Here is a 15,717-nt window from a genome sequence, read left to right as displayed (position 1 = left end):
GTAGCCGGTCACTTCACTATATTTTACGTGAAAAAAACGCTATTTTTCTATGTCCTCCTTTTTTAAGTTGTGTTATGAAAACAGTTTCTCTTTTCCTGCTTTTAATCACTCCTGTTTCATTGGGTGCACAAAAAGTTGAGCAATTTTACGATTGGCAATGGCAAAGATGCGAGCCCGCGAATGCACGTTTTATTACCATCCTCGAGAAAAAAGATGCACTTTGGGAACGAAAGGATTATTTCCTGAGAGAAAGGCGCTTACATAGAAGCGGGTTCTTCACCGATACTTTCTTCAAGGTGCAACAGGGTAATTGCTTCTACTATCACCCGAATGGTGTTCCATCGTCGCATGGCAATTATTTCAACGGACAAAAAGAAGGTCTGTGGCTATCGTTCTACCCTGATGGCAGCATGTCTGACTCTGCTGTTTTCACCGGCGGCAGGGTGACGGGGACACGGTTCACTTATCATAAAAACGGCTTTTTAAGCGACTCCATAATCTACAACCCGGATGGAAGCGGGGTGGAAGTTTCGTGGTTCGAAGATGGCTCTCCGTCATCTGCCGGCCGGTACGGACCCGGGCGTAGAAAGCAGGGCAAGTGGCAATATTTTCACCGAAATGGTAAGCTTAGTGCCCTCGAGGTATATGAAGATAACAGGCTCCTCTCAAAACAACATTACAATGAAGAAGGTCACCACTTATCGGATTCCTTAAAACCTGATCGGCCAGCCATGTTTATGGGTATGAAAGGCGATTGGCAGCGCTACCTGCAAAAGCAATTGTATTTTCCATCAAGGTATAAAATTGTAAATGGGGACCAAGCCGTTGTGGTAGTGAATGGTGTAATTGATGAGGAAGGTAAGATGACAGCAGTAGAGGTACACACCCCGTTTCACCCGCAGTTCGACCAGATCGCCGTGATGGCAATGAAAAACTCCCCAAAATGGATGCCCGCAATCTCTCACAACCGGAGGGTTAAATTCTCCATCCGGCAGACCATTACATTTCACCAGCAATCGGATTAAACGCTGCTGATTATGAGGATCCCGCACATTTTTTTGACCTGGCGACTTTAAATAACCAGATGATGATTGTAGAAAAGCATAACGGGGATTAGGCCTTTTATTTAAGTTGCCTAACAAACCGGCTTCCTACTTCAAAGCTCGAGTTTACAATTTCCTGGGGACGAAATCGTTTTTAAGAAATCCTGAAACCGAAGTTTCTTATCAACAATTATTTATTACTGAATCTTTCAATGTTCAGAAAACATAGCTATTTTAAGTTACCCTAACCTTCTTATATGAAGCACCTGATTGTACTCTCTTGTATCTTTTTTACCAATGCTATTACGGCATTTGCACAACAAGACACCACAACTACCTACCTGAACAAATTGTGGCAGCCAACCAGTTCCCCCGATTCTGCATTTCTATATACCCAGCTTTACCAACAAAACGGGTTATGGACAAAGAAAATGTTTTGGGTGAAAGGAAATGTACTTAAGTCAGAAGGAAGTTACATCGACAAAGCCTGCAAAATTCCACAGGGGACTTCTAAGGCTTACAACGAAAACGGAACCCTCAGGAGCATCGTAATTGCAGAAAACGGGCATGGTAAAACTGCAGACTACTTTTACGAAAGCGGCAAGAAGATGGGCCACATCGACTACACCGCAAAAGGTGCCAAACAAACAGGCTGGGACGAAAACGGGGAGCTGATTCCGAATTTCGTTGTCGAAAAGGAAGCCGTTTTTCCGGGTGGTCCCGAAGCGTGGCGGTCTTACCTCGAAGAAAACCTTGATGCGAGTGTGGCCGCAAGATCAAAAGCCAAACCTGGTATCTATACTGTAAAAGTTCAGTTTATCGTTGACAAAGACGGCAATGTTTCAAACGTAAACGCCATTGAAGTACCAAAGGATTGTTCAAGGTGTGGCAAAGAAGCCGTGCGCGTAATTAAGCAAGGACCGGGATGGGAACCAGCTGTACAATACAACCGACGTGTAATCTACCAGGCGATACAACATATCTCTTTCCAGGTCAGCGAGGAGTAACGTTCTGTCAGGGCACAAGTGTAACAACAACAAGGTTTACGCTGCTGAAACGACAATAGCATTTGCAGGTAGAAACCCAAAAACCAAATACATAATAGCCTAATATTACTTTGTAGCGGCTCTGCTGCAATTACGAATTACAGCTTCTACAATCTCTTACTCCTTTTATTCATGTTGCATAAAGTTGTGTGTACGCAAAACGGCATACATGTTGGCTTCTTGCACAGTATTACTTAAGGTGGCTCAAAACCATCTCCGAAATGACCATACAACAGGTTAGTAGTACACCCGCTGGGTATCCCCAAACATCGGCCAGATACATTCTCCATTTGGACCCAATCCGGCTGGCATAATTATAGGACGCAAAAATGCAATCACCAATCTTTTTGCCCGTAAATATTGCCTTATGGAACTTAACCACATTCGCTTTGGAATTGGCAAACCCCTATTACTCATTCACGGAATTGGCGGAAGCTGGCGCTCTTGGGCACCTGTGTTGGAAGGCCTTTCTAAGCATCGTGAGGTTATCGCCATTGACCTGCCCGGATCAGGTAAGTCGCCACGTTTAAAAACAGTTTCTACCATCTCCACGCTTGCTGATGCAGTAACCGGTTTTCTTGAACAGGAGGACCTGATTGGGGTTGACGCGGTGGGCAGTTCAATGGGTGCACGCCTGGTACTCGAACTGGTGCGAAGAGGAAATATCCTGGGCAATGTAGTTTCGTTGAACCCGGGCGGCTTTTGGCAGGGAATTGAAACCCACTTATTTTATGGTTCAATTGCGGTTTCTATACGATTGGTAAGACTACTGAAACGACTCAACCTCCTGCCACGTTTGCTAAAGAGCGATATCGGCCGCTCCTTGTTGTTTGCACAGTTTTCAGCCGCACCATGGAAATTACCGCATCGTCTTACGTTGGATGAGCTGAATAGTTATGCAACCTGTTCGAACTTTGATGAACTACTATACAATCTTGCGTATGGCGAACGCCAGCAGGGATGTATACCGGGCACGGTTCGCCAGGGTTTGGTAATTGGCTGGGGCCGCCAAGACAGGGTATGTTTTCCCAGCCAGGCAAAAAGAGCCGTAAACTTATTTCCCGATGCGACCTTACATTGGTTTGAAAAATGCGGACATTTTCCACAGTGGGATCAGCCACAACAAACCATCGAACTGATACTTAAAACCACTGACCAGGAGGTAAACAGCACTTCCAACAGGTTTACCAGGAACTGACAGGATCTACATTCATCATCTAGCGTGATAGTCAAAGCAATCATTTGCCGAATTGACCAATTGAAACCAAGAGGAGGGTTTATGCCGGCAGGCGATCCATTTTCAACTGGCGCATTGATATTCTTTTCGTTGCCAGCCGAAGCTCATCTATTCAGCTCTGGTTGCCAAGTCGGCTATTTACGCTGCAGGTGCTACGACTTACATTCAAGCAGCGACAGAACAATTTATTGCCTTACTCAATGTTAGTGTTGAAACTCAGCGAGATTGACGCATCTTCAACGAAGAGTAGGGCGTAAACCATAAGTGCCGATACCCATTTTTATACTCCGGAGTTCGCCATTTAATGCAAGTTTAGTCCGGCGGAAGTAGCACCAAATCCGGTTGCACCAAATCGATAAAGCGATTGACTGAAAAATTCAATTCTACTATTCGAGAAACCAGCTTATTGCTGTTTCTGAGATCTGCAGAGGTATAATGTGCTCCCCATCGAACTCCATGTATTTAACAACGTGCTGGTCTTTCTCAAGCTGGCGTACAATGCGCCTGCTGCAGGGATCTATGGGAAGAATATGGTCGTGAATGCCATGAGAAATAAAAACCCGTGGTTTGCCTTGCTTTTGTGCAGTAAAGAAGAAGCCGGGGGAAAAGGCGAGCACATGTGTAAATAAATCTCCGTTGCTTAGGCCGATCGAACCTGCATACGAGGCACCATCGGAAAAGCCGCCAACCGCGATTTTCTTCGTATCAATGCTAAACTGCCTGAAAACAAATGCAAGCGCCTGGTCGATAAAGATGACGTCGTTTCCAAAAGCATTGTCTTCAATGATGTCCCAGGTTACACCCCTTGAAGGCGGGGCAAGGAGGATGAAGTTGTGTTCATCCGCATAGTTCCTGAGTATGGATAAGCCATGGTCAGCCTGGCCTCCTGCACCGTGTAGCATAAGCGCTAGTGCAGCTGGATAGGTGCTTCTATATGCTGCGGGAATATATACGAACCCATCTCTTTTTCCAGCCAACTGTAAAGGGTGCACCCCACTCGTCAGGGCGCTCGCTTCATTTAGTATTTGAGGTCTTGCGGTAAGCCGACCGGTTCTGAAGATTCTCCTGGATAACATTGCTCAGTTTCCGGAATCGAAGCAAGTGATGTACCATATTAAGGCTACTTATCGATCCGCTTCCGGGTCTGCCCGTTAGATCAAATCCCTGGTGAAAAGCACTTAGAACTGATAGCAGCGACCGTTTGTGAAGGAGGGAATAATCATTGAGTGCCTTGTTCGATTACGTGCACGCCGGGGCTCACACTTCCCTATGCTGCAAACAAAAAAGCCACCGTTTCCGGTGGCTCCTACTAATTAACCCTATAGAATCTATTCAGCTGCAAGTTCTGAAACCTTTGCCCTGATTTTTGTTTCCAGCTCATTGGCAAGTTCCGGATTGTCGGTTAGCAACTGCTTTACCGTATCCCGTCCCTGCCCAAGTTTGTTGTTGTCGTAGCTGAACCAGCTACCACTCTTCTGGATGATCTGCAATTCTACACCCATGTCGATGATCTCCCCAATTTTGCTGATCCCTTCTCCATATATAACGTCGAATTCTGCGGAGCGAAATGGCGGAGCAACTTTGTTCTTAACCACTTTTACTTTAACCCGGTTTCCGATTGCTTCGTCACCATCTTTTATCTGTGCCTGTCTGCGAATGTCTAACCTTACGGAGCAATAAAACTTAAGGGCATTACCACCGGTTGTTGTTTCCGGGTTACCAAACATTACCCCGATTTTCTCCCGAAGCTGGTTGATGAATATACAAACCGTTTGTGTCTTATTAATGGTTGCAGTAAGCTTACGGAGTGCCTGGCTCATCAAACGAGCCTGTAATCCCATCTTGCTGTCCCCCATCTCACCTTCAAGTTCACTTTTCGGAACGAGGGCGGCAACGGAGTCAATCACCACAACGTCCAAAGCACCGGAGAGGATCAGCCGATCGGCAATTTCCAAAGCCTGCTCGCCATAATCTGGTTGTGAGATTAACAAGTTATCGATGTCGACGCCAAGCTTTTGTGCATAGGAGCTGTCAAAAGCATGTTCAGCATCGATGATGGCGCACATGCCACCTTTCTTTTGTGCTTCGGCTATAACGTGAATGGCAAGTGTTGTTTTACCACTACTTTCCGGTCCATATATCTCTACAACCCTTCCTTTTGGTAATCCGCCAATGCCAAGGGCGATGTCTAGACCAATAGAGCCTGTAGAAATCACTTCCAGATCAGCAACACCCTTTTCATTCATCATCATCACACTACCCTTGCCATAATCTTTATCGATCTTATCCATTGTAAGCTTGAGGGCTTTCAACTTTGCTTCGTTACTCATTTGGTATTTTTTATCAAAATTATTGAATGGGTAAAGGTATAATAATTAAGTTATTAACACTAATAATTTTAGTAATATACACTAATAATTTTGGTTTGCAAGTACGATTTACGAATTACGGATCGGCGGATGGGGATTGGGGTATTGAGGTATTGGGTATTTTGGATTTTCGGATGGCGGATTACGGATGGCGGATTAGTTTGCGATCGGGAATAGCGTTGAGGACACGACCCGTTCCTTTTAAATTTGACATTTTTAATCTTGCATTTTCCTGGGTCGGATTACGGATGGCGGATTAGTTTTGCGATCGGGAATAGCGTTGAGGACACGACCCGTTCCTTTTAAATTTTACATTTTTAATTTTGAATTTTCTTCTACCGCAGAGAATGGGAGAAGCAGAGTTTACGCGGAGAAAGAGGGCATAATTAGCGGATTGCGAATTGCGGATTGGAGATTAGGTATCAAGGTATTGGGTATTGAGGTATTGGGTATTGAGGTATTGGGTATTGAATTGAATGAAGATGGGAATCACATCAGTGCACCTTGGTTTTCTTTTACATTTTACATTTTTAATTTTGCATTTTCCTGGGTCGGATTACGGATGGCGGATTAGTTTGCGATCGGGAATAGCGTTGAGGACACGTCCCGTTCCTTTTTACATTTTTCATTTTTAATTTTGCATTTTCCTGGGTCGGATTACGGATGGCGGGTTAGTTTGAGATCGGGAATAGCGTTGAGAGCACAACCCGTTCCTTTTTAATTTTACATTTTTAATTTTGAATTTTCTTTTACCGCAGAGAATGGGAGAAGCAGAGTTTACGCAGAGAGAGAGCGCATGATTAGCGCATTGCGAATTGCGGATTGGAGATTAGGTATTAAGGGATTGGGTAGTGAGGGATTGGGTATTGAATTGAATGAAGATGGGAATCACATTTAGTGCACCTTGGTTTCCTTTTACATTTTGCATTTTTAATTTTGCATTTTCTTGGGTCGGATTACGGATGGCGGATTAGTTTGAGATCGGGAATAGCGTTGAGGGCACAACCCGTTCCTTTTTAATTTTACATTTTTAATTTTTAATGTTCTTCTACCGCAGAGAATGGGAGAAGCAGAGTTTACGCAGAGAGAGAGGGCATGATTAGCGCATTGCGGATTGCGAATTGCGGATTGGAGATTAGGTATTAAGGTATTGGGTATTGAGGTATTGGGTATTGAATTGAATGAAGATGGGAATAACATTTAGTGCACCTTGGTTTCCTTTTACATTTTGCATTTTTAATTTTGCATTTTCCTGGGTCGGATTACGGATGGCGGATTAGTTTGCGATCGGGAATAGCGTTGAGGACACGACCCGTTCCTTTTAAATTTTACATTTCTAATTTTTAATTTTCTTCTACCGCAGAGAATGGGAGAAGCAGAGTTTACGCAGAGAGAGAGGGCATGATTAGCGCATTGCGGATTGCGAATTGCGGATTGGAGATTAGGTATTAAGGTATTGGGTATTTTGGATTTTCGGATGGCGGATTAGTTTGCGATCGGGAATAGCGTTGAGGGCACAACCCGTTCCTTTTTAATTTTACATTTTTAATTTTGCATTTTCCTGAATCGGATTACGGATTAGTTTGGGATCGGGAATAGCGTTGAGGGCACAGCCCGTTCCTTTTGAATTTTACATTTTTAATTTTTAATTTCTATAATTTCTCATAAAGGCTCCTCAGCTTCTGCCTGGTCATTACCTGCTCCCAGTTTTTTCCAAGTGCATTTTCCCATAACGGCTTCATGCCTAAACTTACATCGATCATTTTATTAAAATCATCATCACTAAGGCCACTACAGATCCCTTCCGGCAGCGTAATCCCGTTTTTAGCCACCATATATTTAAACTCAACCACCGCCTCTGGGTAATAATCTTCGAGGTGGTTCATAACGATGCAATTTCCAATCCCGTGTTTGGTGCCCAGTAGATAACTGAGTCCATAACTCACCGCATGTGCAACACCCACCTGGCTGTACGCAATGCTCATACCGCCGGCATAACTTGCCATCATCAACTGGTTGTCGCATACTTCGTCCCAGCCTTCTTTCTCTACAAATACTTTGCGGCAAAGCTCCAACGCTTTCTCGCCATAGCTTTTGCTGAACTCGTTAAGATAGGTTCCCTGTAAACTTTCAATGCAATGAATGTAGCAGTCCATGCCCGTATAAAACCGTTGGTTTACCGGGGCATTTGCCGTAAGCTGCGGATCGAGTACAATCTGGTCGAAAGGGGTATAATCGCTGTTCATACCCAGCTTTCGCGTAGGGCCTGTGAGCACCGTCGTGCGCGATACCTCTGCACCCGTTCCGCTTAAGGTGGGTACACCTACTTTGTACACACCAGGATATCGCACCAGGTCCCAACCCTGGTAGTCGGCAGACGAACCCGGGTTGGTCATCATCAACGATACCGCTTTTGCAAGGTCCAATGTAGAACCCCCACCGATACCAATGATGCCACTGACCGTGCCATATTCGTCTTTGAGTTGTTGGGCCATAGCGTCAACAACTTTCGTTTTGGGTTCATAAGTTACGTCGGCGAATAGCACCCGGTCGCGACCTTTTAATGGGATCTTATCGACAAGGGGCTTGCCTTCAAAGAAATGATCGACCAGGAAAATCATGGGTGCATCACGTTTCCGGTGAGGAGTAATGATTTCGTCGAGCTGGTCAAAACTTCCCCTGCCGTAAATCACATAACCGACCATCTTAAAGTTCCGGAACTTACTCATGACGCATTTTGTTTTGTGTATAAACGATTGAATTTAGCACCACGCTATTCTTCAAAAAACAGAAACTGCCGGTGTTGTAGCCTTCATTAAATTCTTACTCGTTTCTTCTATCGTTAGCTAATGGTGGCGTATTAATTTCGCCGAATAGTATTGTTGCCGTACAAGGAAGTGACACCCGTCCGAACGGAGTTCATCCGGGCGGGCAACGATGTTGAATAGGGGTTTCCTGCTGGCCACCAAAAAAAACCTTAATTAGCCGGACATATTCCTATTGTACTTTCTGTTCTGCAAGCAGGGCTTCTGCTTTTTGCAGGTCTTCAGGCATGTCGATTTCAACACCCATGTATTCGGTAGTAATCATCCGTATAGACACTCCGTTTTCAAGATAACGAAGGCATTCAATATTTTCTGCCGACTCAAGGTTGCTGATCGGCCAGGTTGCAAATTCGGCCAGTACTTCTTTTCGGAAAGCATACACACCAATGTGTTCGTAGTAATTAATCAGCAGGTCTTTATTACGCGGATAAGGAACCACCGAGCGGCTAAAATAAAGCGCATTCATTTGTTTATCTACAACCACTTTTACGTAGTTGGGATCATTGATGAGCGACTGCCTTTTTAGTACCTGCATGAGCGATGCAACATGAACCTTTTGGCCGGCTTCACCTTCGAAGACCTGCAGTAATTTTTCGAGTGGCGCTTTTTGTACAAATGGCTCATCGCCCTGTACATTCACTACGATGTCAACATCAATTCCGGCAACTGCTTCCGCGATACGGTCGCTGCCGGTGCGGTGTTCCTTTTGGCTCATTACGGCTTCGCCGCCATTATTTACAATTTCGTCGAAGATGATATCGCTATCCGTTACAACAAATACCTGGTCGAAAAGACCGGTAGCAACGGTGTTATCATAGGTGTGCCTGATCACGGATTTGTTCCCAAGTGTTTGCATGAGTTTAGCAGGAAAACGGGTGGCAGCATAACGTGCCGGTATCAGCGCAACTTTTTTCATCGAAGAGGAATTTGTGCAAAGATGAGAGAAAAAGCCACTTTCAATCGTAAATATTTTCAAACGGCTTCTTCATTAACAACACAAAGTCTTCATCCTTTTCGTTGGGGTAATAACGGTCGAGGCCGTACCGGATTTGGTGTGGTTCCAGTGTCATAAAGGTGCCAAGAAGGCGATCCCAGATGGAGAATACCGCCCCATAATTACTGTCGGTATAAGGTTGTTTCCAGTGGTGATGCACCTTATGCATGTTGGGCGATACAAGCACATAACTGAGCAGTCGATCAACCTTGCGGGGCAACCGGATGTTGGCATGGGTAAACTGTACAAAAAGCACCAATACGGTTTGGAAGATCATTACTGCGTACATGGGCGCACCAGCGACTACAACACCTGCCAGGAAAAACACCCCCCTTAAAACACTTTCAACGGGGTGATGGCGAAGACCTGTGGTTACATCCACATTGTTATCGGCATGGTGTACGATATGAAAGCGCCATAGCCAGGCAAACTTGTGCTCTGTAAAATGAACAAGCCACCCCCCAAAAAAGTCGAGGGTTAGTATGGTAATAAGAATAGCCAGGCCGATGGATGCGTTCAGCCAGTGAATGAGCCCAAAATTATTTGCCTTACACCAGTCGGAAAGAAGAATGATCAGTACCGCAAAACCTGTATGAATTATAAGGTGAATAGTTGTAAAAGAAAAATTGATGGCTGCATGGTTAAACTTGTTGCGGCGATAGCGCAGCGACAACAGGGGAATGGCACCTTCGATTGCCCATAATACCAGCATGCCGAATACCAGGAAGAGCAGGCGTTCAAGCGGGCGACTTTCCAGGGTTTGGAAATATGCGATCAGGTTTTCAAACATATGCAGGCAAGCGCGTGACAGCGTTCACTAAATTAAAAAAACCCTCCGTAAGGAAGGATTTTAGTTTATTAAAAATTACTTATGATGTAATTAGTTGTTGAGCATCAGTGGCATCACCAGCATGAGCAGGTCTTCGTTCTCTTCTGCTTCGGTGGGTTTGATGATCCCGGCCTTTGTTGCCGTTGCAAGTTCAACTTTTACGTCTTCGGTTTCTGCAGCATTAAGCATTTCGATAAGGAAACGTGCATTAAAAGCAATTTGCAGGTCTTCTCCGTCGTACTGGCAATTCATCCGCTCGTTGCCTTCAAAGCTAAAGTCAACATCCTGTGCTGCCATTTGCAGTTCGCTTCCGCTAATGGTTAATGCAACCTGGTTGGTACTCTTATTACTAAATACGCTTACCCTACGGAGTCCGCTTTGGAAGTCGCCTTTATTAACCACGAGCTTGTATGGGTTATCCAGCGGTATCACGACTTTATAATCCGGGAAGCGTGCATCAATCAGCCGGCAGGTAAGTTGTGTGGTGCCATGGCTGACAAACAGGTGATTGCTGTTGTACGACAACGTAAGCTCATCATCGTTATCGGGCAGTGCATTCTTTAAGAGGTTCAACGGCTTTTTGGGTACAATAAAGTTTTCGGCTTTAGGGCAGCTAACGTCGGTACGTTTATACCTTACGAGCCGATGCGCATCGGTTGCCACAAACTGGATGTAATCACTATTTAGCTCGAAAAATACACCTGTCATAGCTGGACGAAGATCGTCGTTGCTTACCGCAAACAGGGTTTTATTGATTGCCGTTACGAGTGCACTGGAAGGCATGGTAAACGCTGTGGTATCATCGGCCGCGGGCTCTTTTGGAAAGTTGTCTGGATTTTCACCCATCACTTTATACTTTCCGTTGTCGCTGGTAATCTCAACTGCGAAGTTCTTATCTATATTAAAAGTCAGTGGCTGGTCAGAAATGTTCTTTAACGAGTCAATTAATATTTTTGCAGGTATACAAACTCTTCCGTCGGTTTTGCTTTCAACATCCATTTGAACCCTCATGACAGTCTCAAGGTCAGTTGCAACAATGTTCAACTTTTTGTCCTGGATCTCAAAGAAAAAGTCCTCTAATATGGGTAGTACCGTGTTCGCATTTATAACCCCGTTGATCTGCTGCAAATGCTTGAGAAGAGACGAAGATGATACAATAAACTTCATGAGTGTGTCTGTTTGGTCTTAAAGAAACAAACCTACAGTAAAAAGGTTAATTGCACAAAGATGTGTGCAAATGCCGGGGGATGGGGAAAGTGAAGGTTTTTGAGCCTGTTATTGCTGCTTGTGTGTGTCTGTAATCGTCTTTAAAAGGTCTTCAAATTTCTCGCGGCTCACGGGTTTGTTAACGTACCGGCTAACCATGCCGAACTCTTTTGAACGCCTGATGTCGGACTCGTCGACCGACGAACTTACCATAAACACGGTGACAAGCTTACCCAGCTTTTTGTATAAGTCGCTAAAGGCTTCCAGGAATCCCCAGCCGTCCATAACGGGCATATTGATGTCGAGAAAAATAACGTCTGGCAGGTCTTCTGTTTTGTAGGAGTTTTGTTGCAGGTAGCTGATGGCTTCTTCGCCATTCGAAAACACCTTTACGCCATCAACTTCTTCAATTGTTTCGATAATCTTACGGGCGGTAAACTGGTAAATGCGATCATCATCAACCAAACAGATATTGAGTCCTTTCTTGTTCATTCAGTTTTTTATACTATTGGATGGGTTGCTACAAATTAATTAAGTTTAGCGCAACAAAACAATTTTTTACGGGTATTTACCAAATGGGTAAGCAAATAGCATGTTCAATAACAAATCGATAACCCCTGAAGCGGCGTTGCAGAAAGCAAAAAGCTTTTGTGCTTACCAGGAGCGTTCGCACCGCGAAGTACGTGATAAGTTGTATGCCTTCGGACTGCGGAAGACTGATGTGGAGCAGGTGCTTACTGCACTAATCGAGGAGAACTATCTTAACGAAGAACGCTTTGCTACCCAGTTCGCTGGTGGTAAGTTCCGGGTAAAAGGCTGGGGAAAAATTAAGATCAGGTACGAGCTGCGGCAAAAAGGGGTTAGTGCATATTGCATCAGCCATGCACTCGCAGCGATTGATTCGGAGGATTATACTGCAACACTGCACAAGTATGTGCGTGCAAAAGCCGCGCAGTTGACCAATGAGCCGGTTATCAGCAGAAACCGGAAAATACAGGCTTACCTGTTGCAAAAAGGTTATGAGCCGTTGTTGATTGCTGAAGCGATTAAGGGGCTTGGTAGCGGTGAAGCAGGCGATCATGTTGGATGTTAAATGTTGAATGTTGGATGAGACGGATCTGAGTGATGAGATGAAGGATTATGTTGGATGTTAAATGTTGAATGTTGTATGAGTGGTCGAAGTGATGAGATATGAGTGATGAGATATGAGACGTGAAGATTTATGTTGGATGTTATATGTTGAAGGTTGTATGAGACGGGTCGAAGTGATGAGATGAAGAATTATGTTGGATGTTAAATGTTGAATGTTGTATGAGACGGGTCGAAGTGATGAGATATGAGTGATGAGATATGAGACGTGATGTTTTATGTTGAATGTTAAATGAGACGGGTCGAAGTGATGATATATAAGACGCGAAGATTGCCCTTTCGTAAAGGGATCTGTATGGTACCCGACCATATTGACGCCATTGTAAATGGTTGCTTCGCCGGCAATGGCCCCTCCTACCTACCCTCCATCAAACATGTAAAAATACGACAACTTATTCTGCGCTCATCGACGGTTCTACCCGCTCATTAAACTCCCGCAACAGCTGGTCATAAGCGCAACTGCTAACCTATAGCAGCTAAGGAAATTTGACAAAAGACTTTCCTATGCGCAGCTGTTTTTTCCTTTTCTGCCTGTTTATTACCGCACCGTTATTTTCACAGGGGTCGGCCGGTACCATGGTTAGCATCACTGTTTCGAATGTGCCGGGTAAAGCACTTGAAGGTGCGACCATCATACTGTTTTCCGGTAAGGACTCGCTTCCAATAAAAACCGAAATATCAGATCAGTCGGGTATAGCGCGTTTCGAAAACATTGCTGTTGGCGAATATTATATAAAGGCCACGATGGTTCAATACCGGGCATATCAGTCAAAAGCTTTTAAAGTAAATCAAAGTGCCGTCTCAATTAACGTAATACTGAATGAGCTTGATATTAAAAACCTGGATGAGGTTACGGTAACAGCAAAAAAACCGTTTATTCAAAAGCTAACCGATCGCATCGTGGTTAATGTGGAAAACAGTATCGTGAATGCCGGAAGCACAGCGCTCGAAGTTTTGGAGAGATCGCCCGGCGTAACAGTCGACCAAAATGACAATATTAGTCTTCGGGGTAAATCGGGTGTTATCGTTATGGTTGATGGCAAGGTAACGCCAATGACCGGCGCGGATCTCGCAGGCTACCTGCGTGTTTTGCCTTCAAACGCCATTGAACGAATTGACATTATTACAAACCCTTCTTCGAAATACGATGCCGCGGGCAATGCCGGGATCATCGATATTCGTTTGAAAAAAGATCAGCGGCTGGGAACCAATGGCACCTTGACCGCCGGGTACGGACAAGGCGTGTACCCAAAGGCTAACTCAGGTGTTAGCTTAAATTACCGGAATAAAAAGGTAAACGTTTTGGGGAGTTATAATTACAGTTATCGCAAAGGCTTGAATCACCTGCTGCTCGAAAGAAACTTTTTCCGTAACGGGCAATTTGTTGGCGGTGATGAAAAGGACAATTTCACGCGAATTCCTACGCATACGAGTGTTGCGCGAATGGGCGCCGATTTTTCGCCAAATAAAAACACCATCGTGGGTTTCGTAGTAAGCGGCACCTATAACAATTCGAAAACAACCAACAACAACAACTCGATTGTTGTCGATAATACAAAGCAAGCGGCAAACACTTTTACAACGGGTCTGCTTAACAACAATCGATTTGGGAATACATTGGTCAACATCAACTTCCGGCATACATTCGACACTACCGGCAAAGAGCTTACTGCCGACGCAGACTATGGTGTATTTACATCACGCTCAAGAGCTGGAACAACAACACGGTATTTCTTTCTTGATGGAACACCACAGAAACCCACTTACATCCTGCAAGGCGACCAGGATGGCAGGCTAACGATAAAAACAGCAAAAGCCGATTATGTAAATCCATTAGCAACGGGCGCAAAAATCGAGGCAGGTATTAAAACCAGTTTTGTATCGTCTGATAACGACGCCAGGTTTTTCGACATTAGTACTTCCATTTCACAGGTTGATACCACTAAAACAAACCGTTTCAAATACAATGAAAACAACAATGCGGCTTATATAAACTACAGTAAAGATTATAAAAAATTCAGCCTGCAGCTGGGTTTGCGTGGCGAAGCAACAAACATCAACACTTTGCAGGAAAAGGGCAACACGGCATATGACTCGGCCTACTTTCAGTTATTTCCAAGCGCATTCCTGAACTACAAGCTTAGCCTAGACAAAACACTTGGCTTATCAATAAGCCGGCGTATCGACCGGCCGGGATATGCACAACTCAATCCTTTCCTCTTCCTGATTGATGTAAGCACCTATAGTACCGGAAAGCCTGGTTTGTTGCCGCAGCTCACCTGGTCATATGAAATGAGCTATACATTAAAACAACTGAACTTCACGCTTGGATACAGTCATACCAGGGACAACCAGAATATTGTAATAGTGCCTTTTAAAGATGTGTTTCCACTGATCCCCTTAACCGATACAAATGTAACGGTGCAGGTACCGGTTAATCTTGAGTCGTTTGATTATTACGGGCTCACCATCTCGGCACCGGTAAGGTTTAGCAAGTGGTGGAACTTGCTCACAAATGCCAATCTCTTCTACAACAATTTTAAGGGCAACCTCGCGAATACCCCACTAAACAATGGAACACCTGCGGCAAATATTACGGCAAACAATACGTTTGTGGTTGGAAAAGGCTGGACGACCGAACTCAACCTTTCTTACAACAGCCGGGTACGTAGTGGGTATATGATCTTCAGGCCACAATATGGGGTCTCGGCTGGTGTTCAGAAAACCTTAGGTAAAAATGGAACACTGCGTTTAAACATAACAGACATCTTTTGGACCAACCTTCCGAGGGCAACAATAACCTATACCAACTATATTGAAAACTGGCGGGCGTACCGTGAGACCCGGGTAGCAAACCTCAGCTTTACCTACCGCTTTGGCAACAACAAAGTTGCCGCCGCCCGAAGGCGTACAACAGCTTCTGAAGAAGAGCGGCGTCGTGCCGGTGGTAACTAGATCACCTGCGACACCGGTTCAATAATGTTATGCTCAACGCGTTGCGCGAGAAAGCAAAGGGACA

Annotated in this window: 12 protein-coding genes; 5 read left to right on the top strand and 7 right to left on the bottom strand. The window is 44.7% G+C overall.

All coding sequences use genetic code 11. The features are described 5' to 3' along the window. Positions 1–74 precede the first annotated feature (74 nt). From EXU57_RS14095 to EXU57_RS14085, 3 genes are all read left to right on the top strand, one after another. On the top strand, positions 75–1,025 hold the full coding sequence (locus tag EXU57_RS14095; protein ID WP_133268861.1) for an energy transducer TonB: 951 nt from the start codon (positions 75–77) through the stop codon (positions 1,023–1,025). 275 nt (positions 1,026–1,300) lie between these two features. Beyond that, positions 1,301–2,050 (top strand): hypothetical protein, encoded by a 750-nt coding sequence (locus EXU57_RS25415; protein ID WP_133268860.1) that lies wholly within the window; start codon positions 1,301–1,303, stop codon positions 2,048–2,050. 406 nt (positions 2,051–2,456) lie between these two features. Continuing rightward, a complete protein-coding gene (locus EXU57_RS14085) occupies positions 2,457–3,287 on the top strand; it encodes an alpha/beta fold hydrolase (RefSeq protein WP_133268859.1) in 831 nt (276 codons plus the stop codon). A gap of 425 nt (positions 3,288–3,712) precedes the next feature. Here the strand turns inward: EXU57_RS14085 and EXU57_RS14080 are convergent, their stop codons facing one another. The 7 genes from EXU57_RS14080 to EXU57_RS14050 form a co-directional block, all read right to left on the bottom strand. Beyond that, positions 3,713–4,402: an alpha/beta hydrolase gene (locus tag EXU57_RS14080; protein ID WP_133268858.1), complete on the bottom strand. Its 690-nt coding sequence runs from the start codon at positions 4,400–4,402 to the stop codon at positions 3,713–3,715. A 252-nt stretch (positions 4,403–4,654) separates the two neighbouring features. Continuing rightward, a complete protein-coding gene (gene recA / locus EXU57_RS14075) occupies positions 4,655–5,656 on the bottom strand; it encodes a recombinase RecA (RefSeq protein WP_133268857.1) in 1,002 nt (333 codons plus the stop codon). Between the two features lie 1,691 nt (positions 5,657–7,347). Then, positions 7,348–8,424 (bottom strand): iron-containing alcohol dehydrogenase family protein, encoded by a 1,077-nt coding sequence (locus EXU57_RS14070; RefSeq protein WP_133268856.1) that lies wholly within the window; start codon positions 8,422–8,424, stop codon positions 7,348–7,350. A gap of 268 nt (positions 8,425–8,692) precedes the next feature. Then, positions 8,693–9,436, bottom strand: coding sequence for a 3-deoxy-manno-octulosonate cytidylyltransferase (gene kdsB, locus EXU57_RS14065; protein ID WP_133268855.1), 744 nt, complete (start codon positions 9,434–9,436; stop codon positions 8,693–8,695). Positions 9,437–9,476: 40 nt separating this feature from the next. Next, positions 9,477–10,304 carry a sterol desaturase family protein gene (locus EXU57_RS14060; RefSeq protein ID WP_133268854.1) on the bottom strand — a complete coding sequence of 276 codons (828 nt, stop codon included), beginning with the start codon at positions 10,302–10,304 and terminating at the stop codon, positions 9,477–9,479. 90 nt (positions 10,305–10,394) lie between these two features. After that, positions 10,395–11,510 carry a DNA polymerase III subunit beta gene (gene dnaN / locus EXU57_RS14055; protein WP_133268853.1) on the bottom strand — a complete coding sequence of 372 codons (1,116 nt, stop codon included), beginning with the start codon at positions 11,508–11,510 and terminating at the stop codon, positions 10,395–10,397. A gap of 108 nt (positions 11,511–11,618) precedes the next feature. Further along, a complete protein-coding gene (locus tag EXU57_RS14050) occupies positions 11,619–12,041 on the bottom strand; it encodes a response regulator (RefSeq protein WP_133268852.1) in 423 nt (140 codons plus the stop codon). Between the two features lie 100 nt (positions 12,042–12,141). Here EXU57_RS14050 and EXU57_RS14045 point away from each other — a divergent pair, with 100 nt between their 5' ends. Both EXU57_RS14045 and EXU57_RS14040 read left to right on the top strand, forming a co-directional pair. Further along, a complete protein-coding gene (locus tag EXU57_RS14045; protein WP_133268851.1) occupies positions 12,142–12,642 on the top strand; it encodes a regulatory protein RecX in 501 nt (166 codons plus the stop codon). A 560-nt stretch (positions 12,643–13,202) separates the two neighbouring features. Further along, on the top strand, positions 13,203–15,653 hold the full coding sequence (locus EXU57_RS14040) for an outer membrane beta-barrel protein (RefSeq protein WP_133268850.1): 2,451 nt from the start codon (positions 13,203–13,205) through the stop codon (positions 15,651–15,653). The last annotated feature ends 64 nt before the right edge of the window (positions 15,654–15,717 follow it).

Origin of the sequence: Segetibacter sp. 3557_3 (genome assembly GCF_004354985.1) — a bacterium.
Classification (GTDB): domain Bacteria; phylum Bacteroidota; class Bacteroidia; order Chitinophagales; family Chitinophagaceae; genus Segetibacter.
This window is presented reverse-complemented; position numbering and strand designations above follow the sequence as displayed.